This is a genomic window from Ralstonia sp. Ralssp135 (assembly GCF_047304345.1).
In the GTDB taxonomy this organism is placed as follows: domain Bacteria; phylum Pseudomonadota; class Gammaproteobacteria; order Burkholderiales; family Burkholderiaceae; genus Ralstonia; species Ralstonia chuxiongensis.
Map to the genome: position 1 here is coordinate 44,706 of NZ_JBGLYZ010000011.1, position 21,380 is coordinate 66,085.

Sequence of the window (21,380 nt, forward strand, 5' to 3'; positions counted from 1 at the left end):
GACAAACCCGGCATTTTAGCAAGTCCGGAGGACAATCCGGCAGACATTGTCATGACGCGGCGCCTTCATCGGGGGTGCCAGGACCCTCCGGCAATGTGCGCCACGGTTGCGCGGTGAGGGCGGGCGGCGGCGGAATCACTGCGCCTGTCACTGGATTGCGCAGCACACCGTGCAGCAGCAGCGACACCACATGGGCGATGAACGCCTTGGGTTCCAGCTCCCGGTGCGAGCACGGGCCGAATGAGTGCTTCCACATCATGAGGAAGATCATCGGCGCGACCATGGTCAGCGTGGTGAGGTCGATGTTGACGTCGCGGAATTCACCGCGGGCCATGCCGCGTTCGAGGATGCGCGCGAACAGGCGGTCGCAGCGCTCGATGACTTCTTCGTGGTAGTACTGCGCCAAGTCGGGAAAGTTGCCCGATTCAGCCATCAGCAGCTTGGTTAGGCCCGACGCCGGCGATTCGCCGATCAGTTCCCACCAGCCCATCAGAATCTCGTGCAGCAGCGCTTCGCTGGTGCCGTCAAAGCTGTCGATCAGGGCTTCGCCTTCAGCCAGCGCGGGCACCAGGTTTTCCTGCACGACTGCCTTGAACAGCTCTTCCTTGTTGGCGAAATACAGGTAGACCGTGCCCTTGGATACGCCGGCGGCAGACGCCACGTCTTCCAGGCGCGTGGCCGCATAGCCGCGCGCCACGAACAGGTTCAGCGCGGCGGCGACCAGTTCTTGGGGGCGGGCCTCTTTGCGGCGGGTCCAGCGTTTGGAGGAAGACTCGGAATCTTGATCAGTCACGGCCATAGGGCGTCAGTCAGTGCGCACGGTCACTGACTCATAGATAACTTACTTTCCGGTCATTAATGTACGCATGCCGCAAGGGTGGGTCAAGCGGCATCGGCATTGTCAATCAGACTGGGCCTCGATTGTGCTGGTGCACAATAGCGGTTTCCGCCCCGATTTCGTTGACTCGGACAGCATGGACTGTCGACCTCACTGCGGCGCGTGCTGCATCGCGCCTTCCATCTCCAGCCCCATTCCTGGCATGCCGAACGGCAAGCCGGCCGGCGTGCGCTGCGCGCAACTGGATGAGGCCAACGGTTGTCGTATCTTCGGCCAGCCGGAACGTCCGGCGGTGTGCGGCAGCCTGCAGCCAGAGCCCGACATGTGCGGCGGCTCGGCCACGCACGCCATGCACTTTTTGACCCGACTTGAAATCGCTACCGCAGCGCACTGATTTGTCATGACCGATTCCACGAAACCTGCTGCCCGCTCCAACCGCGTCCGCTGGTGGGCGGGTGCGGCCGCTGTTGCAGCCGCCATTGCCGTCACGCTTGTGGCTTGCATGCCGACTGGCTGGACCGGCGACGGCTACACCTTTTCCCGCGGCCAGATGCAAGATGCCCTGGCGCGCAAGTTTCCGTTCCAGCGGCGCTTTCTCGGCTTCTTTGACGTGACGTTGTCCAACCCGCAGGTGTCGCTTGACCCCGCGCGCAATCGCATCGCCATCCAGGCGGACGCTGTGGTGCAGAGCGGTCTGTTCCGCCAGCCGCTGACGGGGCCGCTGGCCGTCTCCAGCGGCATGCATTACGACTCGCCCACGCATTCGATTCGCCTGGATCAGCCCAGCGTCGATCGCTTCGATTTGCAGAACGTGCCCGGCGGCATCGGCCCGCAGATCAGTTCGATCGGTTCGTTGATTGCCGGCCAACTGCTCAGCGACTACGCCGTCTACACGTTCAAGCCCGAACAGCTGAAAGTGGCTGGCATTGCCGTAGAGCCCGGTACAATCACGGTTTTGCCCGAAGGCGTGCACGTTCAGGCCAAGCGGCCCTGAGTCCTGCTGCGCGCCCAGCGCTTCATTTTCTTTTCCCTCTTTGCTTACTGCATGGATATCGCACTCGCCATCAAAGCGCTGATTCTCGGCATCGTCGAAGGCCTGACCGAGTTCCTCCCCATTTCCAGCACCGGCCATCTGATCCTCGCTGGCCAACTGCTCGACTTCAATGACGAGAAGGGCAAGATCTTTGAGATCGTGATCCAGTTCGGCGCCATCCTGGCGGTGTGCTGGGAGTTCCGTCACAAGATCATCGACGTGATCAAGGGGCTGCCGAATGACCCGCGCCAGCAGCGGTTTGCGATCAACGTGATCGTGGCGACGATTCCTGCGATCACGCTTGCGCTGATCTTCGGCAAGGCGATCAAGGCGCATCTGTTCAACCCGATCGTGGTGGCGTCGGCGTTCATCCTCGGGGGCTTCGTGATTCTGTGGGCCGAATGGCGCGAACGTCATCGCGGCGAGACGCACGACCCGCGCGCCAATGCACTGCTCGAAGCCGCCAAGGCTGGCGCGCCACGCATTGAAACGCTGGATGACCTGCGCATCTCCGATGCCATCAAGGTGGGCTTCGCGCAGTGCTTCGCGCTGATTCCGGGCACGTCGCGTTCGGGCTCGACCATCATCGGCGGTCTGCTGTTCGGGCTGTCGCGCAAGGTGGCGACGGAGTTCTCGTTCTTCCTGGCGATTCCCGTGATTTTTGGCGCGACGGTGTACGAGCTGTACAAATCGCGCGCGCTGCTGTCGGCCGATGATCTGTCCATCTTCGCGGTCGGTTTTGTGGCCGCATTCATCTCGGCGTTCTTCTGTGTGCGCTGGCTGCTGAAGTTCATTGCCACACATGATTTCCGCGGCTTTGCTTGGTACCGGATCATCTTCGGGGTCATCGTTCTGGTGACGGCTTATACGCACCTCATCGCCTGGCAAGCCTAAGCCACCGGCGAGCATTTCCCTTCCTCGGTGCGAGGCTTTCGCACCGTCTGCACGATCGGGCGGATTCGGACACACTGGCGGTTTCTTCCGTCAGCCGCTGACTGCCGAATCTCCCGATCATGAGTGCTCTCTTCCAGCCTTTCTCCTTGCGCGGTCTCACGCTTGAGAACCGCATCGTCATTTCGCCGATGTGCCAGTACTCGGCCGACAACGGCCAAGCCACGGCGTGGCATCACACACATCTGGGCAGCCTGTCGCTTTCGGGTGCCGGGTTGCTGATGATCGAAGCGACTGCGGTGTCGCCGGAAGGGCGCATCACCAATGGCTGCCTGGGTTTGTGGGACGACGCGACCGAAGCTGCGCTTGAGCGCACGCTGGCTGCCATTCGCCAGAACGCCCTGGTGCCGATCGGCATGCAGATCGCGCACGCGGGCCGCAAGGCTTCAAGCGCTCGCCCCTGGGAAGGCGGTGCATTGTTGGCGCTCGATGCCGGCGGCTGGGAAACGATGGGTCCGTCCGCGTTGCCGCAGCGCCCCGAAGAGCGCGCGCCGCGCGAAATGACCGATGCAGACCTCGCCCGCGTGCGCGATCAGTTCGTCGAGACTGCACGCCGCGCTGTGCGGCTTGGCCTATCGGCCATCGAACTGCACGCCGCACACGGCTACCTGCTGCACGAATTCCTGTCGCCGATTGCCAATCAGCGCACCGATGCCTATGGCGGTTCGCGTGAAAACCGCATGCGTTATCCGCTGGAGATTTTTGATGCGGTGCGCGCCGTGGTGCCGGACAACATCCCGGTGGGCGTGCGCGTGTCTGCCACCGATTGGGTGGAGGGCGGTTGGACGCCGGAAGATTCGGTGGTATTTGCGCAGGCGCTGCGTGCTCGTGGCTGCGATTGGATCGATGCGTCGTCAGGCGGTGTGTCGCCGCTGCAGCAGATTCCGCTCTCGACAGGCTATCAGGTGCCGTTTGCCGAGAAGATCCGCCACGATGCGGGCATCCCCACCATCGCCGTGGGGCTCATCAACGAAGCACACGAGGCGGAGGCCATCGTTGCGCAAGGGCGTGCGGACTTGGTTGCCGTCGGCCGGGCCTTCCTCTACAACCCGCACTGGGCCTGGGCTGCTGCCGCTGAACTGGGCGCGACGGTCAAGGCCCCGCCGCAGTACTGGCGCGCTTTCCCGCGCCACGCCAAAAACCTCTTCGGCGATACGCATTTCGGCGCACGCTGACGGGTGCCAGCGTGCGCGGACGTAGTTAGGCCCGCTTGCGGAAGACCACATCCCACACGCCGTGCCCGAGGCGCAGGCCGCGCTTTTCGAACTTGGTGACAGGGCGGTAGTCGGGGCGCGGCGCAAAGCCGTCGGCGGTGTTTTCCAGCGTCGGTTCGGCGGACAACACCTCTAGCATCTGGTGGGCGTATTCCTCCCAGTCAGTCGCGCAATGCAGATACCCGCCGGGCTTCAGGTGGGCCGCCAGACGCGCCACGAAGGGGCTTTGGATCAGGCGTCGCTTGTTGTGGCGCTTCTTGTGCCACGGGTCCGGGAAGAACACGTGGATGCCATCGAGCGTGCCTTCCGGAATCATCTGCGCCAGCACCTCCACCGCATCGTGCGAAACGATGCGGATGTTGCCGATTTCGCGTTCGCCGATCAGCTTGAGCAGAGCGCCAACGCCCGGCTCATGCACTTCCACACCGAGGAAATCGTCGTCCGGGCGCAATTGCGCGATGTGCGCGGTGGTCTCGCCCATGCCGAAGCCGATCTCGAAGATGCGCTTGGCGCCGGTGCGGCCGAAGGCGGCTTCCCAGTCGAGCGGCTCGGCGGTGTAGGGCAACTGGAAGCGTGGGCCGAGTTCATCGATGGCGCGCTGCTGGCCGGTCGAGGTGCGGCCGGCGCGGCGCACGAAGGAGCGGATGCGGCGTGGATGGCCAGTTTCCGCGCCGGTTTCGGCGCCTTCTGCGGTATTGGTGTCTTGCGATTCCGGCGTGATGTCGTCGGGGCCGGTGCCCGGTTGTTCGTTGGGCTGCATGGAGATCCCGTGCCGGTTGCCCGTCGGTGGAATGAGGGGCGAGCAGGCAACAAAAAAGCCGCCGAGGGCGGCTTCAGACTATTCGGTGGAGCGGGCGATGGGAATCGAACCCACGGCTCTAGCTTGGGAAGCTAGGGTATTACCATTATACGACGCCCGCGTAGCCCGTCATTTTATGCGGGGTTACAGGGGTTGGGCAAGTGAGAGCAACGGGGTCGGCGAATTTGAAGTGACGTACACGCCTTTCCCGAGGTGGGTCACCTGAAGTCGGAGGCAACAACGACGTGCGCTGCGCCGATGAAATCAACGGCCAGCGTCCGATTCTTTGTCGGTGGCATTACCGTCCCGATGGTTTTTCACGCCGCCGAGCCGTACTCCTCTTGTTCTCATCCCACGCCGGGAACACCGTCGAGCGCTTGACCACGCCATACGCAAAGCTCGTGTCGATGGCGGCAATGCCCGGAATGGCATGCAATTGCCCGCGCACGAACTGCTCGTAGTCCTGCAGGCTTTCCACCAGCACGCGCAGAAGGTAATCCGCCTCGCCGGTCAGTACATAGCAATCGAGGATCGCGTCGATGGCGCGGATGCGGTTCTCGAACGTTGTGACCACCTCCCGCGAGTGCTGCTGCAGACGAATATGCACGAATGCCGTGACCGGTAGCCCGTACGCCTCTTCATCAACGATGGCCGTGTAGCCGCGGATGATGCCCGCGTCTTCCAGCAACCGCAGCCGGCGAAGGCAGGGCGAGGGCGACAGGTTGACCCGCTCCGACAACTCCTGGTTGGTCAAGCGGCCTTCTTTCTGAAGGGCGGCAATGATCTGCCTGTCTTTCTTATCCATGTGATTTTTCCAGAGTGGCAGGTTCTGCTAATGCAACGCACAGGATTAGTGGAAATAGCAAGATACTACTTTTCGTGCTGGGGCATTCTGTCTCCATTCTGAAATCGAGGGTGGCGGCATGCGTGGTTCGACATTGACGGTGGGCGTGGGCGCGCAGACCGGGCGAAATACCTTCCAGGCCAGCCCGCTGATCGGGTATGCGGCGATGGTGCTGACGGTGCTGATCTGGGCCGGGTTCGCGCTGTCGATCCGAGCGATTGGCGCTTCGCCGCTGGCGCCTGCCGACGTGGCGCTCATCCGATTCGGCCTGCCGACCTTGTTGCTGTTGCCGTTCCTGCCCGCCCGCTGGCCGATGCTGCGGCGGGTGAAACCGCTCAGCGCGCTGATGGTCCTGATGGGCGGCGGCGTGCCGTTCTTCTTCATGGCTTCGGCTGGCGGCAAGGTGACATCGGCCGCGCACGTGGCTGCGTTGATCGCGGGCACGACGCCGTTGTCGGTGGCGCTGATCGCGTATGTGGTCGACCGCCAGCGTATCGCTGCGGCACGTGGGCGGGCGATCGCGATCATCCTCGCAGGGGTGCTGCTTTTGCTGGTATCGCAATCGCACGTGTCGCACGGCACGTTTGTCGCGGGCGCCGCATTGCTGTTGCTGGCGAGTCTGCTCTGGGGCAGCTACACGTTGGGGCTGCGCCGGGCGGGGCTTGATGCCATCGGTTGCGCATTGCTGTTGAGCGTGCCGTCCTTCTTGCTGACCGCGCTGCTGGTGGGCCTGGGCATGGTCGACAGCCATATCGGGCACTTCACTGTGGCCAACGCTATGCCTTTCCTGCTTGCCCAGGGCTTGGGGGTCGGCGTGATTTCAAGCCTGTCCTATGCGCTGGCGATTCGTCATCTGGATACGCCGCGCTGTTCCGCCATTGGCTCGCTGGCGCCCGCGCTGGCCTGTCTCGGGGCGGTGCCTTTGCTCGGCGAATCGTTGACCCTGACCGTTGCATGCGGCATTGCCGTGATCACCGCTGGCGTGATCCTCGCAAACCGCGCGTAGACCATCGCATCGCTCTTCCGGAGACCACATCATGCTCGCAACTCTCGCCACCGTTGCCCCGGACCCGCTGTGGGGGCTGACCGCTGCTTTTCGCGCGGACCCTCGGCCCGACAAGGTTGATCTTGTGGTGGGTGTCTACCGCGATGACGCCGGGCAGACGCCGGTCATGGCCGCAGTGAAAGCCGCCGAGCAGCGCTTGGCCGCCGCTGGTGCCTCCAAGGCTTACCGTGGGCTGGCCGGCAACACTGACTTCAATGCCGGGTTGGCGACGTTGCTGCTCGGCAACGACGCGGGTCGCCCGGCCCGCCAGCACACGATGCAGACCGTGGGTGGGACCGGCGCGCTCAGATTGCTCGCTGACTTGATCGCCGTGGCTTCGCCGGGTGCGCGCGTCTGGGTGTCTGACCCCGGCTACGTCAACCACGTGCCCATCATGCGAGCGGCCGGGCTTGCAGTAGACCGCTACCGCTGGCGTGCCGAAGGCGGGGTGCTCGACGCGGATGCCATGTTCGCGGACCTGTGGGCTGCGCGTGCTGGCGATATCGTTTTGCTGCATGGTTGCTGCCACAACCCGACCGGCATCGACATGGGCGTCGGGGTCTGGCAAACCGTGGCGGAGCGCTGCGCGAAGCAGGGCTTGATCCCGCTGGTCGACATGGCCTATCTGGGTCTCGCCGATGGTCTGGAGCAGGACACCGCGGGCCTGCGGTTGCTCGTCGATGCGCTTGATACGGTGCTGGTGGCGGCAAGCTGCTCGAAGAGCATGGGTCTGTACTGCGAGCGCACCGGCGCGGCGATGGTGATTGGCAAGAACAGGGCGGCTCTGCAGCCGGTTGGCGGCGTGCTGGAGCGCATCACACGCAGCAACTACTCGATGCCGCCGGACCACGGCGCGGCCATCGTGGCCGCCATCCTTGGCGATGTCGCATTGACGGCGTCCTGGCGTAATGAGTTGGAGCACATGCGTCAGCGCATCGTGGGCAACCGGCGCCGTCTGGATGACGCACTGGCCAGTCTGGGTGCTCCCGTTTCGCTACAGAATCTGTCGCGGCACAAAGGCATGTTTTCCATGCTGCCGTTGGATGCCGATGCCATGGAGCGTTTGCGCGCAGATCACGCCATCTATGGCACCCAGGGCGGTCGGATCAATATTGCGGGACTCGCACCGGAACAGATCGACCGGGTTGCGGGCGCGCTCGTTGCGGTGGCGTCGGATATGGCCTGTACGCTGGTCTGAACGACCCCGATGACTTTGCCTTGAACTCAGGCAACCCGCTCGCCGATTTGCTGGGCCGACGGCAGCCGGCGAACGAGCTATAAAGGCCGTCGCCCCGCTTCTTCCTGCTGTCAGGCACGGACGCGTGGGAATGCCGCACGCTGTGTTATCCGTGCCGTTGCCTAGCGCCGCAGCGCCATCGCCTGCATGGCCGCATCCACGAACTTCGCAGCGGCGTGTTCGCCCGCCATTGGGGCCGCAGCCTTGGCGCACGCAGCAACCACGTCGCACAGCGATTGCGGATCTTCCTTGCAAGTACGCAGAAGCGGCATGGCGGCTCCCGCAGCCGAACCGAAGTGCTGCACAGCCAAACGCATCAACTCGACCTTGACCACATTGGGCAACACGTCGGCCAACTCCGGCGGAACGGCAGCCTGTGGCGCAGAAAAAGCCTGGACTGTCGCCGCAGGCGGCTTGCTGGCGTCATTGGCGGCGGGCTCGTCGAGGGGGGCTGCCACCGCTTGTAGGCCGAGCGTCATGCCCGTCAACGGCGGCAGTTCGTCGTAGATGAGCGACAGGGCGGCAGGTGCACCGTCGGTTTCATCGTCGAGCAGCGGCCGGTTGAAGTGGACGATGGGGTCGAACGATTCAGCAGCCGGCGCGTTTCCAGGCGAGATCCCGGGCAGCACGTCGACCATGCCGGCTCGTTGCAGCCCCACCAGCAGTTCGTCTAGGTCCGGCCAGTCGCTCAGCAGTTGATGCAGTTGCCCGACCGTGCGGGCACCGTCGATGAGGATGAGCAGATGGCGCTGGCGCATCTGCATATCGTGGCGGCGCTCGGCCAAGGCTTCACGGCCGTCCTCCGTTTTGACCAGGACGTTCGTCGTTGCAAGCATGGTGACTCCCCGTTAAGCGGCTCGCCCGGCATCTTGATGTGCCGGTGCAAGCTGTACGTTAGTCATCACATCCGGGCCGTGCCATCGTTCGATTGGCGGAGATCGTGAAATGAGGGGCCAACGATTGGTCTAGCTCCGCCACGATTCGAGTGCTGGTGCGGGTTCGCCGGAGGTGCCGCTGTGCTGAGCCAACGACTGGGCGTAGCTCGCATACCACGCCAGAACGTCTGGATTCGCCATCGCATCAGGGTTGGCAACGCGCTCGAGCGTTGCACCCAGCAGCAGCTTTTTGATCGGCACTTCCATTTTCTTGCCCGAGAGCGTGCGCGGCACGCCGGGCGCCTGTACGACCACGTTGGGCACATGCCGGGCCGATAGCCCTGCCTTGATGCGCGCATTGATCGTGCTGCGCAGCGTGTCGTCGAGCGTCGCGCCCTCGCGCAGCACGACGAACAGCGGCATGAACGATTCCCGGCCGAGAAATTCCAGGTCGACGACAAGGCTGTCGAGCACTTCGGGCAGGTCTTCCACCACGCGGTACAGCTCCGCCGTGCCCATGCGGATGCCGTGGCGGTTGATGGTGGCGTCGGACCGGCCGTAAATGACGGCGCCGCCGCGCGGGGTGATCCTGATCCAGTCGCCGTGGCGCCACTGGCCCGGGTACATATCGAAGTAGCTGTCGCGGTAGCGGCTGCCGTCGGTGTCGCCCCAGAAGAATAGCGGCATCGACGGGATGGGTGCCGTGCAGACCAGTTCGCCCACCGCGTCGATCAGCGGTTGACCAGCTTCGTCCAGAGCTTCCACACGCGAGCCGAGGTTGCGGCATTGCATCTCGCCCGCATAGACGGGCAGCGTGGCGACGCCGCCCACGAAGCAGCCGGCGAAGTCGGTGCCGCCGGAAATCGGATTGAGCCAGACGTCGGCCTTCACGTGGCGGTAGATCCAGTCATACGCCTCGGCCGAGAGCGGCGAGCCTGTTGAGCCGACCGCACGCAGTTTCGACAAGTCGAAATCGCGCCCGGGCTCGATGCCGGCCTTCAGGCAATTGGCGAAGAATGCCGCCCCGGCGCCGAAGAACGTCACGCCCGCATCCTGCGCGAAGCGCCACAGCGTATTGAGATCGGGCGTGCCGGGATTGCCGTCGTAAATGGCGAGCGTGACGCCGCCGAGCAGGCCGCTCGCCTGCGAATTCCACATGACCCAGCCGGTGCTGCTGTACCAGTGATAAACGTCGTCGGGGCCAAGGTCGAGATGCAACGCGCCCATCATCGTCTGCACCAGCAGCAAGCCGCCGTGGCCATGCACGATAGGCTTGGGCATGCCGGTGGTGCCGGACGAATACAGAATCCACAGCGGGTGATCGGCAGCGACCGGTGTGATGACCAGCGGCACGTCGTTGGCCGTCAGGTCGCGCCAGTCGCGGGCCGCCGGGAAGCGCGCGCGGTTGATATCGCCGAGCAGTTGCGGCACGAGGACGAGGTGTTCGACGGTTGGCAACGCGGCGACCATCTCTGCGACCACGTCGGTGCGGTCGAACGCGCGGCCGCCATAGTGGTAGCCGTCCACCGCGATCAGCACCTTCGGCTCGATCTGGCGGAAACGGTCGGTTACGGCCACTTGCCCCATGTCGGGCGCGCAGACGGACCAGATTGCCCCGACGCTGGCTGTGGCGAGAAACGCCACGATCGCGTCCGGCGTGTTCGACAGATACGCGGCGACGCGGTCGCCCGGCACCACGCCCATCTTGCGCAGCGCATCCGCCAGCGAGGCAACACGTTGGCGCAGTTCGCGCCATGACAGGTCGGCCAGCGGTTTGGTCTCGCTGGCATAGCGGATGGCCGTGCGGTCAGGGCTGCCGCCTTCTTCCGCATGGCGCATGACCTGATCGACGTAATTGAGCTTTGCGCCAACCAGCCACTGCGCGCCAGGCATGGTGCGCTCGCCGAGCATCCGCGTGAACGGTGTCGAGGCGCGCAGGTCGAGGTAATCCCAGACGGACGTCCAGAATGCTTCCAGTTCGGTGGTAGACCACTCCCAGAGTTGGGCGTAGCCCTCTGGCGTGGTGGCTGAGAAGCGCAGGCCGCGTTCGCGTGCGAGCCAATCGAGGTAGTGGGTCAGGCGCGAACGCGCGATGAAATCAGCAGACGGCGTCCATAGCAGGGCGCCCTCCTGGATGGTGCTCATGTGTCTCCTCCGCCGGCCAGGCAAGGGTAAAGGCCGCCCGCTCTATCGATGTGGCAGGTCGGCCGATAGGGAATGACGGTTCAGATGCCGCCCATGCACAGATACTTGAGTTCGAGATATTCGTCGATGCCGTAGACCGAACCTTCACGGCCCAGGCCCGATTGCTTGATGCCGCCAAACGGCGCCACCTCATTCGAGATGAGCCCCGTGTTGATGCCGACCATGCCGTACTCAAGCTGCTCGGCCACGCGCCAGATGCGGCCGATGTCGCGGCTGAAGAAGTACGAGGCCAAGCCGAATTCGGTGTCGTTGGCCAGGCGCACGACTTCCGCTTCGTCCTGGAACTTGAAGATGGCGGAGACCGGGCCGAAAGTTTCTTCGCGCGCGATGAGCATATCGGGCGTGGCGTCGGCCAGCACCGTGGGCTCGACAAAACGCTGCGAGCCGAAGCCCTGCATCAACTTGCCGCCGGCGGTCAGGCGCGCGCCTTTCTGCGTCGCGTCGTCAATGTGGCGCTGCACTTTCTCCACGGCTTGGTCGTCGATCAGCGGGCCTTGCACCACGCCCGACTCGAAGCCGTTGCCGACCTTGATGCCGCGCACCTTGGCCGAGAGCTTTTCGACAAATGCGTCGTACACCGAGGCATGCACGTAGAAGCGGTTCGTACACACGCAGGTCTGGCCCGCGTTGCGGTATTTCGACTGCACAGCGCCTTCCACGGCAGCATCGATGTCGGCGTCGTCGAACACGATAAACGGCGCATGGCCGCCCAGCTCCAGCGCGACCTTCTTCACCGTCGGCGAGCACTGCTGCATCAGGATGCGGCCCACCGGCGTCGAGCCCGTGAACGACAGATGCCGCACGATCGGCGATTCGCACAGGGCCTTACCGATGGCGATCGACCGGTCCGCATCGCCCGTCACCACGTTGACCACACCCTTGGGAATGCCCGCGCGGTGTGCCAGTTCGGCCATCGCCAGCGCGGAAAGCGGCGTCTGTTCGGCCGGCTTGATGACGATGGTGCAACCTGCCGCCATGGCTGGTGCGACTTTGCGGGTGATCATCGCCAGCGGGAAGTTCCACGGCGTGATGGACGCGCACACGCCCACCGGTTGCTTGAGCACGACCATGCGCTTGTCGCGCCAGGTGCTGGCCATCACGTCGCCGGAGACGCGCTTGGCCTCTTCGGCAAACCACTCGATGAACGATGCGCCATAGACGATCTCGCCCTTGGCTTCAGCCAGCGGCTTGCCTTGTTCCGCCGTCATGAGCGCGGCGAGGTCGTCGGCATTGGCGATCAGCAGGTCGAACCAGCGGCGCATCAGCGCTGCGCGCTCCTTGCCGGTCAGCTCGCGCCACGCAGGCCACGCCGCATTGGCCGCGTCGATCGCGCGCAGCGTTTCTGCATGCCCGAGGTTGGCGACGTCGGTCAGGTGTGCGTTGGTGGCAGGGTCGTGGACGGGGAAGGTCGCGCCGTCGGTGGCGCCAACCCAGGCGCCGTCCACATAGGACTGCGTTTTGACGAGGGTGCGGTCTTTGATGCGATCCAGCGCATTGGCGGCGGTGCGGGATGAGTCGAGTGCTTCGGCCATGGCGTTCTCCATAAGGAAGGCGGACCCAGTCGACAAAAAGGGCCCGCCTTTTAGATGCAGCAGTCGCTTAACTCGCTAAGAATAACCGAACGATCGTTCGCTCGCAGACTGAGCCGCCAGGCCTTGTGGTTATTGGAAGAGCGTGTCCCACATGGTGTCGACCTTGGTCTTGACGGCGGCATCCATGACGATGGGCTGGCCCCATTCGCGAGTGGTTTCGCCCGGCCATTTGTTGGTGGCATCGATGCCCATCTTGGAGCCCAGGCCCGACACAGGGGATGCGAAGTCGAGGTAGTCAATCGGCGTGTTTTCGACCATGACCGTATCGCGCGCCGGATCCACGCGGGTGGTGATTGCCCAGATCACTTCCTTCCAGTCGCGCAGATTCACATCGTCGTCTACCACCACGATGAACTTCGTGTACATGAACTGCCGCAGGAAGCTCCACACGCCAAACATCACGCGTTTGGCGTGGCCGGCGTATTGCTTCTTCATGCTAACCAGCGCCATGCGGTAGCTGCAGCCCTCGGGCGGCAGATAGAAATCGGCAATCTCCGGAAACTGCTTTTGCAGCAGCGGCACGAACACTTCATTGAGCGCCACGCCAAGCACGGCCGGCTCATCGGGCGGCTTGCCTGTATACGTAGAGTGATAGATCGGGTCGCGGCGCATCGTAATGCGCTCGACCGTGAACACCGGAAACCAGTCCTGCTCGTTGTAATAGCCGGTGTGATCGCCGAAGGGGCCTTCGAGTGCGTGCTGATAGCCGCTCGGGTGAGTCGGGTCGGGCTGGATGTGGCCTTCGAGGATGATTTCGGCGCCGGCAGGCACTTGCAATTGTGCTTGCGCGAGCGAAGGTGTCAGGCACGTCGCAAGCTCGGTCCGGCTGCCACGCAGCAGGCCGGCAAACTGGTATTCAGATAACGTATCCGGCACCGGCGTCACCGCGCCAAGAATAGTGGCCGGGTCCGCGCCCAGTGCCACCGCAATCGGAAACGGCTGGCCCGGATTGGCGATGGCGTGTTCGCGGAAGTCCAGCGCGCCGCCCCGGTGCGCCAGCCAACGCATGATGACTTGGTTGCGACTGATGACCTGCTGCCGGTAGATGCCAAGGTTCTGCCGCTTCTTGTGCGGCCCGCGCGTAATCACCAACCCCCACGTGACGAGCGGCGCCGCATCGCTTGGCCAGCATGTCTGTACAGGAATGCGCGCGAGGTCGACGTCATTCCCTTCCCACACAATCTCCTGGCATGCTGGCGACGACACCTTGCGGGGCGCGATGTCCCACACGGCCTTGGCCATTGTCCACAGCTTGCCGGCTTCACGCAGACCGCGCGGCGGTTCGGGTTCTTTCAACGCCGAGAGCAAGCGCCCCACGTCACGCAGTTCATCGAGTGACTCTGCACCCATGCCCAGCGCCACACGGCGCGTGGTGCCGAACAGGTTTGCGAGCACCGGCATGTCGTACTTCTGTGCGCCGTCCACCGGCTGCTCGAAGACCACCGCCGGGCCTTCGGCACGCAGCAGGCGGTCACAGACTTCGGTCATTTCCAGGCGTGGCGACACCGGCTGGCGCACGCGGCGCAGTTCGCCCAGGCGTTCGAGCTGGGCGAGAAAGTCACGTAAGTCCCTGTATTGCATGGAGATTTTGTAACCAAAGGTAAGGTGGATCGCCTATCGCGCGGAGGGGCTGGCCCCCGAACGGTCGTCCAGGCGACATTTTTTTGGTGTAGGCGGGGTGGCCGCGATTGTACGGCCAAAACCGCACGACCCCTTGATGACAGAACGCATCGCAGGTCAGCCAGTCCCAACAACGCGGGTTGTTTCATAACTTTTGGATATGAAAACTTACTTCTTTATGATTGACTTGGAATAACGCGCTTCCTACAATCCAATCCGATCTGGTAATTGTTGCAACGCAACATGTTTTCGGCTAATGCCTTCGCCCAACTCTTCGACGTATGAGGGGCGACACCAGAACACATCAGCATCGCTGCGGGACGTGGCCTCCCCAAGGACACGGCCCGCATTTCTCTGGGCACTAGGGGAGTGCCCCCAACAGATGCCGGCTGACTGCAACAGCGCGGCATCCTTACTAAAAACCGTTGCGACCCGAAACGCACGGCGCCATGCAAAAGAAAGGCGTCTACCGGATCTGCGCAGCGGACGGAGGTAAGTATGAACGGTTGGAAAACCCTTCATTCTTCCGGGATCGGATCGGCGCTGCAACGCCGGCTCGTAGCCCCGGTTGGCCGCCGCCTCGCGCGTGCAGGTCAAGTTGCGCTGCCTCGTAAGCTGCGCATGGAGTTGAACGCAGGGGGCGCCGCCGCGTCCCGCAATGAGTTGCATCCTGGCGTGCTGCTGGTGTTCCGCAGCGGGCATGTCGTGCTCAATAGCATCGGCGTGCTGGCTGTGGTTGCTGCAGTCGCACTCTCGCTTAATAGCGAGTGGCGTGCCGCGGTCGCTCAACGCGTGCTGCATTTCACACCGGGTGTCGACACAAGTGTCGCCTCGGCCAATCCGTCACCCGCGGTTGCGGCTGGCGTGCAGCCGGTTGCCTTTGCGCCGACTGCGCCGTCCGCCGGTACCGGGGCCGTTCAGGCTGTCGCGCCTGCTACGGCCCAGGGCGGCACGGTCGCGGCTGCCGGTTGGGACGCGCTCTCGAAGGTGCCGTCTGTGGCCGAGTTGGCTGCGCAGATTCCGAACACGCAAGTCGTCCGCGACGCACGTGAGTCGGCAACCGCCGGCACCCCGCGAGAGCAGGCTGCCGTGGCGGAATACATTGCCCGCAAGTACCGCGTGGCGGCCACAGCCACCGGCCAGTTGGTGAAGGCGGCCTATCAGACCGGCAAGGAAGTCGGCCTGGATCCGCTGCTCATCCTGGGCGTGATGGCCATCGAGTCCAGCTTTAACCCGTTCGCCGAAAGCGGTATGGGTGCGCAGGGCCTGATGCAGGTCATGACCAAGGTCCACCAGGACAAGTACGAGGTGATGGGCGGCGTCGGTGCCGCGCTCAACCCGTACGCCAACATAAAGGTCGGTGCGCTCGTGCTGAAGGATTGCATCGCGCGCGCGGGTTCGATCGAAGGTGGCCTGAAACTGTATGTCGGTGCGGTCACACAAGGCGACGGCGGCTACGGCGGCAAGGTGCTGCAAGAGCGTTCGCGCCTGCGCATGGTGGCAACTGGCCACCGTTCGCCGATGACGGCGGCGTCGGAGCGCGAATCGGCAAAGCCGGTCGCGACGGCAACGCCCGTGACGCAGGCCGATGCCAAGACGCAAGCCGCCAAGCCGGCTGACAAGCAACCGGCAGCGGGTCAGCAGGAAGAGGCACGGCTGGACGACAAGTCCCAAGGCCAGGCCTGATCAACTTGTTTCGCTGCTCTATATAAGAAAGGCCGTCCTTCTGGACGGCCTTTTTTTGCTTGAGCGAGGCGCGGAGAGCGCTTTACCGGCTGAAAAGCCTGCCCAACCTCGCGACGGCTTCTTCCAGATGTGCCATCGATGTTGCGTACGACAGTCTGATGTAGTGCTGGGCCGTGTGCGGACCAAAATCCAGACCCGGCACCAGCACCACGCCGGCGTCATGCAGCATCGATTGGGTGAGTGCATCGGCATCGGCGGCATGCGGGTGGTTCACGTCGCGGCAGTCGGCGTAGACATAGAACGCTCCGTCCGGCTTGACCGGTACCTTGAAGCCAAGCGACTCCAGCGCCGGCACGATGAAATCCCGGCGGCGACGGAATTCAGTCTTGCGCTGTTCGTAGATCGCCAGCGCTTCCGGCTCAAAGCACGCGAGCGCCGCGTACTGCGCCACCGCTGACGCGCAGATGAACAGATTTTGCGCGACTTTCTCGAACTCGGGCACCAGTTCGGCGGGCGCCACCAGCCAGCCGAGTCGCCAGCCGGTCATGTTGAAATACTTGGAAAAGCTGTTGATCGTGACGACATCGTCGCCGAACGACAGTGCCGAAACCGGCGCCTGGTCGTACGACAGGCCTTGGTAGATCTCGTCGACGATCGAAAACCCGCCGCGGGCGCGTACCGTCTGCACGATGCGCTGCAGCTCCTCCGGCAGGATCGACGTGCCGGTCGGGTTGGACGGAGAGGCCAGCAACACGCCCTGCGTGCGTTCCCCCCAGTGAGTTTCGACCTGCGCGGCCGTCAATTGGAAGCGTTCTTCCGGCCCCGACGGCACCAGCTTCGCCTCGCCATTGAAGGCAGCCACGAAGTGACGGTTGCACGGATAGCTTGGATCGGGCATCAGGACTTCGCCGCCAACCTCCACCAACACTGCACACGCCAGCAGCAGCGCTGCAGACGCACCCGCCGTGACGATGATGCGTTCGGGGGCAATGTCGAGGCCGTAAGTGGTCTGGTAGTAGCGGGCGATGGCTTGGCGCAGTGGGCGAATGCCCAAGGCGCCGGTGTACTGCGTGACGCCACGCCGCATGGCGTCGGCGGCGGCTTGCACGACGGGCTCGGCGGCGGTGAAGTCCGGCTCGCCGATGCCCATGTGAATGATGCTGCGTCCGGCCAGTTCCAGCTCGCGGGCCTGCTTGGCCAGCTCCATCACGTGAAAGGCGCGGATATTGGCCAGCCGGGCGGCTGTCTGCAGGCGGTGGGCGTCCATCGTGAAGCGAAGCAAAAAAGTAAAGCGAAGAGCAGACGCCGAATTACCGGCGGGCAGCGACCTCGACAGCGCGCACCTGGGCGGCCAGCTTGTCCAGCACGCCGTTGACGTACTTGTAGCCTTCCACGCCACCGAAGGTCTTGGTCAGTTCAACCGCCTCGTTGATCACGACCTTGTACGGAATGTCCACGCAGTGCACCAGCTCGTACGCGCCAACCAGCAGGGCGGCACGTTCGACCGGCGACAGCTCGGCAACCGGGCGATCCAGGTACGGTGTGAACGCCTCGGTCAGCGTGGTTTCTTCGCGGATCGCACCGTGCAGCAGCGCGTCGAAGTGCGCGCGGTCGGCCTTGTTGAAGCCTTGCGCGTCCTGCAGATGCGCCTCGACCACGCCGGGGTCGTTGCGATTGAGCAGCCATTGATACAGACCTTGCAGCGCCAGTTCGCGCGCACGGCGGCGCGCGCTCTTGGCGGGCGCCTTGGTCTTGGCTTGGGAATTGTCTTGCGTCATGGGAAAAGCCTTTGCGCGAGGAAGCGCTTATTCATTCTCGCCGTCGTCGTCCTGGCCGTGATCCTGCAGACCGTCGAGGTCGTTGGTCAGGTTGGCCATTTCGACGGCGGTACGGGCGCAGTCGCGACCCTTTTCACGGGTGCGGGCGTGGGCCTGTGCATCGGTGTCGGTGGTCAGGATGCCGTTGGCGATGGCGATGTTGAAGTCGAGGCCCACGCGCGTGATGCCGGCGCCCGATTCATTGGACACCAGCTCGAAGTGGTACGTCTCGCCGCGGATGACGGCGCCTAGCGCGATCAGCGCGTCGAACTGGCCCGATTCGGCCATCTTCTGCAGCGCCAGCGGCGCTTCCAGCGCGCCCGGCACGGTCACCAGCAGCACGTCTTCGCCGGCCACGCCGAGTTGTTCGAGTTCGGCGACGCAAGCTTCGCGCAGCGCTTCGCACACGGGCTCGTTGAAACGCGCCTGGACGATGCCGATGCGCAGGCCTTCGCCGTTGAGATTAGTCGGGTAGAAGCCGTGGTCCATGGTGTATTCCGGTTGGGGTTGCCAGTCAGGCAACGTCAAAAAAGAAAGCCGGCGCGGCAGTCCAGGCTGCCGGCGGAAAAATCAATGCGTGGCGGCGGACGAAGCGGAAGTGACGTCAGGCGCATCCGCCATCGACTGGTAAGCCGTCACTTCCAGATCGTAGCCGACCATGCTCGGCAGCTTGAGCGGCGAGGCCAGCACGCGCATCTTGCCGACGCCCACTTCCTTCAGGATTTGCGCGCCGATACCGTAAATGCGCGGATCGGGTTTGGTGCGCGGGCGCTCATGCGGCGCGTCCAACGCGGAGAACTGGGTGAACAGCCGGTCCGCCGAATCGCCGCAATTGAGCAGCACGACCACGCCGGTCGGGGCAGCCTGGACGGCACGCAGGGCGGCGGGCACGCTCCACGAGTGCGTCGTGCGCTGGCACTCGAGCAGGTCGAGCACCGAGAGAGGCTCATGCACGCGCACCAGCGTTTCGGTGTCCGGCGTCGGCGTGCCCTTGACCAGCGCCAGATGGGCGCGGCCGGCCGCCCGATCGCGGAAGGCGACGGCGTGGAACGTGCCGAACTGCGTCTCCATCGTGCGCTCGCCGACGCGCTCGACGATGCTCTCGGTGCGGCTGCGGTATTGGATCATGTCGGCAATCGTGCCGATCTTCAGGCCGTGTTTCTTGGCGAATTCCACGAGGTCCGGCAAGCGCGCCATGGTGCCGTCGTCCTTCAGGATCTCGCAGATTACGGCGGCGGGTGTCAGGCCAGCCATCGCGGTCAGGTCGCAACCGGCTTCGGTGTGGCCGGCGCGCATCAGCACGCCGCCCTTTTGGGCTCGCAGCGGGAAGATGTGGCCCGGATTCACCAAGTCAGACGGTTTGGCGTTCTTGGCGGCGGCTACCTGAATGGTTCGTGCGCGGTCGGCAGCGGAAATACCGGTGGTTACGCCTTCAGCCGCTTCGATCGATACGGTGAAATTGGTGCCGAACTGCGTACCGTTGCGGCTGGCCATCATCGGCAGGTCGAGCTGGTCGCAATGCTCTTCGGTGAGCGTCAGGCACACCAGGCCGCGCGCGTGCGTGACCATGAAGTTGATGGCTTCCGGCGTGACAAAATCGCTCGCCAGGATCAGGTCGCCTTCGTTCTCACGGTCTTCCTCGTCGACCAGGATGACCATCCGGCCGGCGCGGATTTCGGCAATGATTTCTTCGACTGTGGCGATCGACATGGCGTAGCAGGGGTGCGCGCCGCTGACCAACTCCCGCAAACTCGTAATTTCGGGGGCCGTGCGACTGCGTAAATGGGAAGCCCGCTATTGTACGTCAAGGTGGCCCCAAGCCAGTGGGGCCAGCGGTTCAAACAGCGGCCAGAGGTTGGGTGCCCACGGGCAGGCCGATGGCGGCGTGGGTCAACATGCGTTCCACGTAGCGGGCGATCAGGTCGATCTCCAGGTTGACCTGGCTGCCGGCCTTCAAGTACTTGAGCGTGGTGACCGCCACGGTGTGCGGGATCAGATTGATCGAGAACTCGCAGCCGTCGGCGTCGTCCCGGACGGTATTGACCGTGAGCGACACGCCGTTGACCACCACGGAGCCCTTGTAGGCGAGATATTTGCCCAGCTCCGCCGGCGCCCGCACACGCAGCTCGTGCGATTCGTTGACCGGCGCGAAATGCGTGACTGTGCCCAGGCCGTCCACGTGGCCGGATACGAGGTGCCCGCCGATGTGGTCGGCCAGGCGCAGGGCCTTCTCCAGATTCACCTCGCCCGGGCGTTCCAGCCCGACCGTCTTGGACAGCGATTCGCGCGACACATCCACGTCGAAGCGGCTGTCAGTTTTAGCGACAACCGTCATGCACGCACCCTGGATAGCGATCGAATCGCCCAACGCGACGTCCGCGAGGGGCAGGCCGCCCGAGTCGATGGACAGGCGCACGCCTGCATCGGCGTTGTCGCCAAGCGGCGAGACGGTTTCAATGCGGCCAACTGCGGCGACGATTCCGGTGAACATAAGCAATCAATCCGTGGGGTTGCGGCGCGCGAGGATGCGGAGGTCGCCCCCGATGCGCGAGATGTCGTGAAAGAAGAATTCGGCCGCGCCTTCCAGCGTTTGCAGCGGTCCCATATTGAACATGCCCTGGCCCGAGCCAAGCACCTTGGGCGCCAGGTAGACGAGGATCTCGTCAACCAGCCCTTCGCGCAGCAGCGAGCCGTTGAGCTTGAAGCCGGCCTCGACGTGCAGCTCGTTGATTTCGCGGCGGCCCAGTTCGCGCAGGACTGCGGCCAGGTCGACCTTTCCATCAGCGTTGGGCAGGAGGATGACCTCCGCGCCGCGCTCGCTCAATGCACGCATGCGGCCGGCTTCGGGTTGGGCGGCAAAAATGAGCGTTGGCTCGTGGTGGCCATCCGTGGTGAGGATGTGGGCGTCGAGCGGCACGTCCAGCGCCGAGTCGATCAGCACGCGGCGCGGCTGGCGTGGCGTATTGACGGCGCGCACGGTCAGCCGGGGATTGTCTTCGCGCACCGTGCCGATGCCGGTGAGGATGGCGCAGGCGCGTGCGCGCCAGCGGTGGCCATCGTTGCGCGCTTCGGTTTCGGTAATCCACTGGCTGATGCCATTGTCCAGCGCGGTGCGGCCGTCCAACGATGCGCCGACCTTCACGCGTACCCACGGCGTGCCGCGCGTCATGCGTGAAACGAAGCCTATGTTCAGCTCACGCGCCTCCCCCTCCAGCAGTCCACAACGCACGTCCACGCCGGCATCGCGCAGCTTCTGCAAGCCACGTCCGGAGACGGCGGGGTTGGGGTCTTCCATGGCTGCGACCACGCGCGCGATGCCGGCTTCGACCAGTCGATCTGCGCAGGGTGGGGTGCGGCCAAAGTGGCTGCAGGGCTCCAGCGTCACATATGCGGTGGCCCCGCGCACGTCCTGGCCGCGCGACTGGGCATCCTTGATCGCCTGGATTTCAGCGTGGTCCTGGCCGGCGGGTTGCGTATGGCCTTCGCCGATGACGGTGTCGTCACGCACGATCACGCATCCGACGCGCGGGTTGGGCGTCGTGGTGAACAAGCCCTTCTCGGCCAGCGCCAGGGCGCGCTGCATCATGGCGTGGTCGAAGTCGGAGAACATGGGTTTGAAGCCAG

Annotated in this window: 20 protein-coding genes and 1 tRNA gene; 7 read left to right on the plus strand and 14 right to left on the minus strand. The window is 64.2% G+C overall.

Going from position 1 to position 21,380, the window contains the following annotated elements:
• Window positions 1–49: 49 nt before the first annotated feature.
• Complete coding sequence (locus ACCD03_RS10395) at window positions 50–799, minus strand: TetR/AcrR family transcriptional regulator (protein ID WP_325652584.1); 750 nt, start codon at window positions 797–799, stop codon at window positions 50–52.
• Between the two features lie 175 nt (window positions 800–974).
• Here ACCD03_RS10395 and ACCD03_RS10400 point away from each other — a divergent pair, with 175 nt between their 5' ends.
• The 4 genes from ACCD03_RS10400 to ACCD03_RS10415 all read left to right on the plus strand — a co-directional run bounded on the left by ACCD03_RS10400 (window position 975) and on the right by ACCD03_RS10415 (window position 3,997).
• A complete protein-coding gene (locus ACCD03_RS10400; protein WP_082076075.1) occupies window positions 975–1,232 on the plus strand; it encodes a YkgJ family cysteine cluster protein in 258 nt (85 codons plus the stop codon).
• Between the two features lie 6 nt (window positions 1,233–1,238).
• Window positions 1,239–1,832 (plus strand): DUF1439 domain-containing protein, encoded by a 594-nt coding sequence (locus tag ACCD03_RS10405; protein ID WP_045204616.1) that lies wholly within the window; start codon window positions 1,239–1,241, stop codon window positions 1,830–1,832.
• Window positions 1,833–1,883: 51 nt separating this feature from the next.
• The gene (locus ACCD03_RS10410; protein WP_004629568.1) at window positions 1,884–2,765 is read left to right on the plus strand and encodes an undecaprenyl-diphosphate phosphatase; all 882 of its coding nucleotides are present in this window, start codon (window positions 1,884–1,886) and stop codon (window positions 2,763–2,765) included.
• A 119-nt stretch (window positions 2,766–2,884) separates the two neighbouring features.
• Complete coding sequence (locus ACCD03_RS10415; protein ID WP_325652587.1) at window positions 2,885–3,997, plus strand: NADH:flavin oxidoreductase/NADH oxidase; 1,113 nt, start codon at window positions 2,885–2,887, stop codon at window positions 3,995–3,997.
• Between the two features lie 25 nt (window positions 3,998–4,022).
• On the opposite strand, the gene trmB is transcribed toward ACCD03_RS10415, so the two are convergent.
• The 3 genes from trmB to ACCD03_RS10430 all read right to left on the minus strand — a co-directional run bounded on the left by trmB (window position 4,023) and on the right by ACCD03_RS10430 (window position 5,640).
• Window positions 4,023–4,796: a tRNA (guanosine(46)-N7)-methyltransferase TrmB gene (trmB, locus tag ACCD03_RS10420; RefSeq protein ID WP_325652590.1), complete on the minus strand. Its 774-nt coding sequence runs from the start codon at window positions 4,794–4,796 to the stop codon at window positions 4,023–4,025.
• Window positions 4,797–4,882: 86 nt separating this feature from the next.
• Window positions 4,883–4,956 (minus strand) — tRNA-Gly (locus ACCD03_RS10425).
• Window positions 4,957–5,133: 177 nt separating this feature from the next.
• Entirely contained in the window at window positions 5,134–5,640 is a 507-nt protein-coding gene (locus tag ACCD03_RS10430; protein WP_325652592.1) for an Lrp/AsnC family transcriptional regulator, read from the minus strand.
• Between the two features lie 118 nt (window positions 5,641–5,758).
• Here ACCD03_RS10430 and ACCD03_RS10435 point away from each other — a divergent pair, with 118 nt between their 5' ends.
• Window positions 5,759–6,685 carry a DMT family transporter gene (locus tag ACCD03_RS10435; protein WP_325652594.1) on the plus strand — a complete coding sequence of 309 codons (927 nt, stop codon included), beginning with the start codon at window positions 5,759–5,761 and terminating at the stop codon, window positions 6,683–6,685.
• A gap of 31 nt (window positions 6,686–6,716) precedes the next feature.
• Window positions 6,717–7,922: an amino acid aminotransferase gene (locus tag ACCD03_RS10440; protein WP_325652596.1), complete on the plus strand. Its 1,206-nt coding sequence runs from the start codon at window positions 6,717–6,719 to the stop codon at window positions 7,920–7,922.
• 161 nt (window positions 7,923–8,083) lie between these two features.
• On the opposite strand, the gene ACCD03_RS10445 is transcribed toward ACCD03_RS10440, so the two are convergent.
• The 4 genes from ACCD03_RS10445 to ubiD all read right to left on the minus strand — a co-directional run bounded on the left by ACCD03_RS10445 (window position 8,084) and on the right by ubiD (window position 14,214).
• On the minus strand, window positions 8,084–8,797 hold the full coding sequence (locus tag ACCD03_RS10445; RefSeq protein WP_325652598.1) for a hypothetical protein: 714 nt from the start codon (window positions 8,795–8,797) through the stop codon (window positions 8,084–8,086).
• Between the two features lie 129 nt (window positions 8,798–8,926).
• Window positions 8,927–10,981, minus strand: a complete 2,055-nt coding sequence (locus ACCD03_RS10450; protein WP_325652600.1) for an acetoacetate--CoA ligase — start codon at window positions 10,979–10,981, stop codon at window positions 8,927–8,929.
• Between the two features lie 80 nt (window positions 10,982–11,061).
• Window positions 11,062–12,573: an NAD-dependent succinate-semialdehyde dehydrogenase gene (locus ACCD03_RS10455; protein WP_325652602.1), complete on the minus strand. Its 1,512-nt coding sequence runs from the start codon at window positions 12,571–12,573 to the stop codon at window positions 11,062–11,064.
• Between the two features lie 129 nt (window positions 12,574–12,702).
• A complete protein-coding gene (gene ubiD, locus ACCD03_RS10460) occupies window positions 12,703–14,214 on the minus strand; it encodes a 4-hydroxy-3-polyprenylbenzoate decarboxylase (RefSeq protein WP_413411481.1) in 1,512 nt (503 codons plus the stop codon).
• A 537-nt stretch (window positions 14,215–14,751) separates the two neighbouring features.
• Between ubiD and ACCD03_RS10465 the strand changes: the two genes are divergently transcribed.
• Window positions 14,752–15,939 carry a lytic transglycosylase domain-containing protein gene (locus ACCD03_RS10465; protein WP_045204607.1) on the plus strand — a complete coding sequence of 396 codons (1,188 nt, stop codon included), beginning with the start codon at window positions 14,752–14,754 and terminating at the stop codon, window positions 15,937–15,939.
• 82 nt (window positions 15,940–16,021) lie between these two features.
• On the opposite strand, the gene ACCD03_RS10470 is transcribed toward ACCD03_RS10465, so the two are convergent.
• The 6 genes from ACCD03_RS10470 to ribD form a co-directional block, all read right to left on the minus strand.
• Window positions 16,022–17,206: a pyridoxal phosphate-dependent aminotransferase gene (locus ACCD03_RS10470; protein WP_325652607.1), complete on the minus strand. Its 1,185-nt coding sequence runs from the start codon at window positions 17,204–17,206 to the stop codon at window positions 16,022–16,024.
• Between the two features lie 43 nt (window positions 17,207–17,249).
• Complete coding sequence (gene nusB / locus ACCD03_RS10475; protein ID WP_012761449.1) at window positions 17,250–17,717, minus strand: transcription antitermination factor NusB; 468 nt, start codon at window positions 17,715–17,717, stop codon at window positions 17,250–17,252.
• Between the two features lie 27 nt (window positions 17,718–17,744).
• A complete protein-coding gene (ribH, locus tag ACCD03_RS10480) occupies window positions 17,745–18,245 on the minus strand; it encodes a 6,7-dimethyl-8-ribityllumazine synthase (protein WP_024976377.1) in 501 nt (166 codons plus the stop codon).
• 81 nt (window positions 18,246–18,326) lie between these two features.
• Window positions 18,327–19,466 (minus strand): bifunctional 3,4-dihydroxy-2-butanone-4-phosphate synthase/GTP cyclohydrolase II, encoded by a 1,140-nt coding sequence (gene ribBA / locus ACCD03_RS10485; RefSeq protein ID WP_045204605.1) that lies wholly within the window; start codon window positions 19,464–19,466, stop codon window positions 18,327–18,329.
• Window positions 19,467–19,593: 127 nt separating this feature from the next.
• Window positions 19,594–20,247, minus strand: coding sequence for a riboflavin synthase (locus ACCD03_RS10490; RefSeq protein WP_413411483.1), 654 nt, complete (start codon window positions 20,245–20,247; stop codon window positions 19,594–19,596).
• Window positions 20,248–20,253: 6 nt separating this feature from the next.
• Window positions 20,254–21,366: a bifunctional diaminohydroxyphosphoribosylaminopyrimidine deaminase/5-amino-6-(5-phosphoribosylamino)uracil reductase RibD gene (gene ribD, locus ACCD03_RS10495; protein WP_413411484.1), complete on the minus strand. Its 1,113-nt coding sequence runs from the start codon at window positions 21,364–21,366 to the stop codon at window positions 20,254–20,256.
• Window positions 21,367–21,380 lie beyond the last annotated feature (14 nt).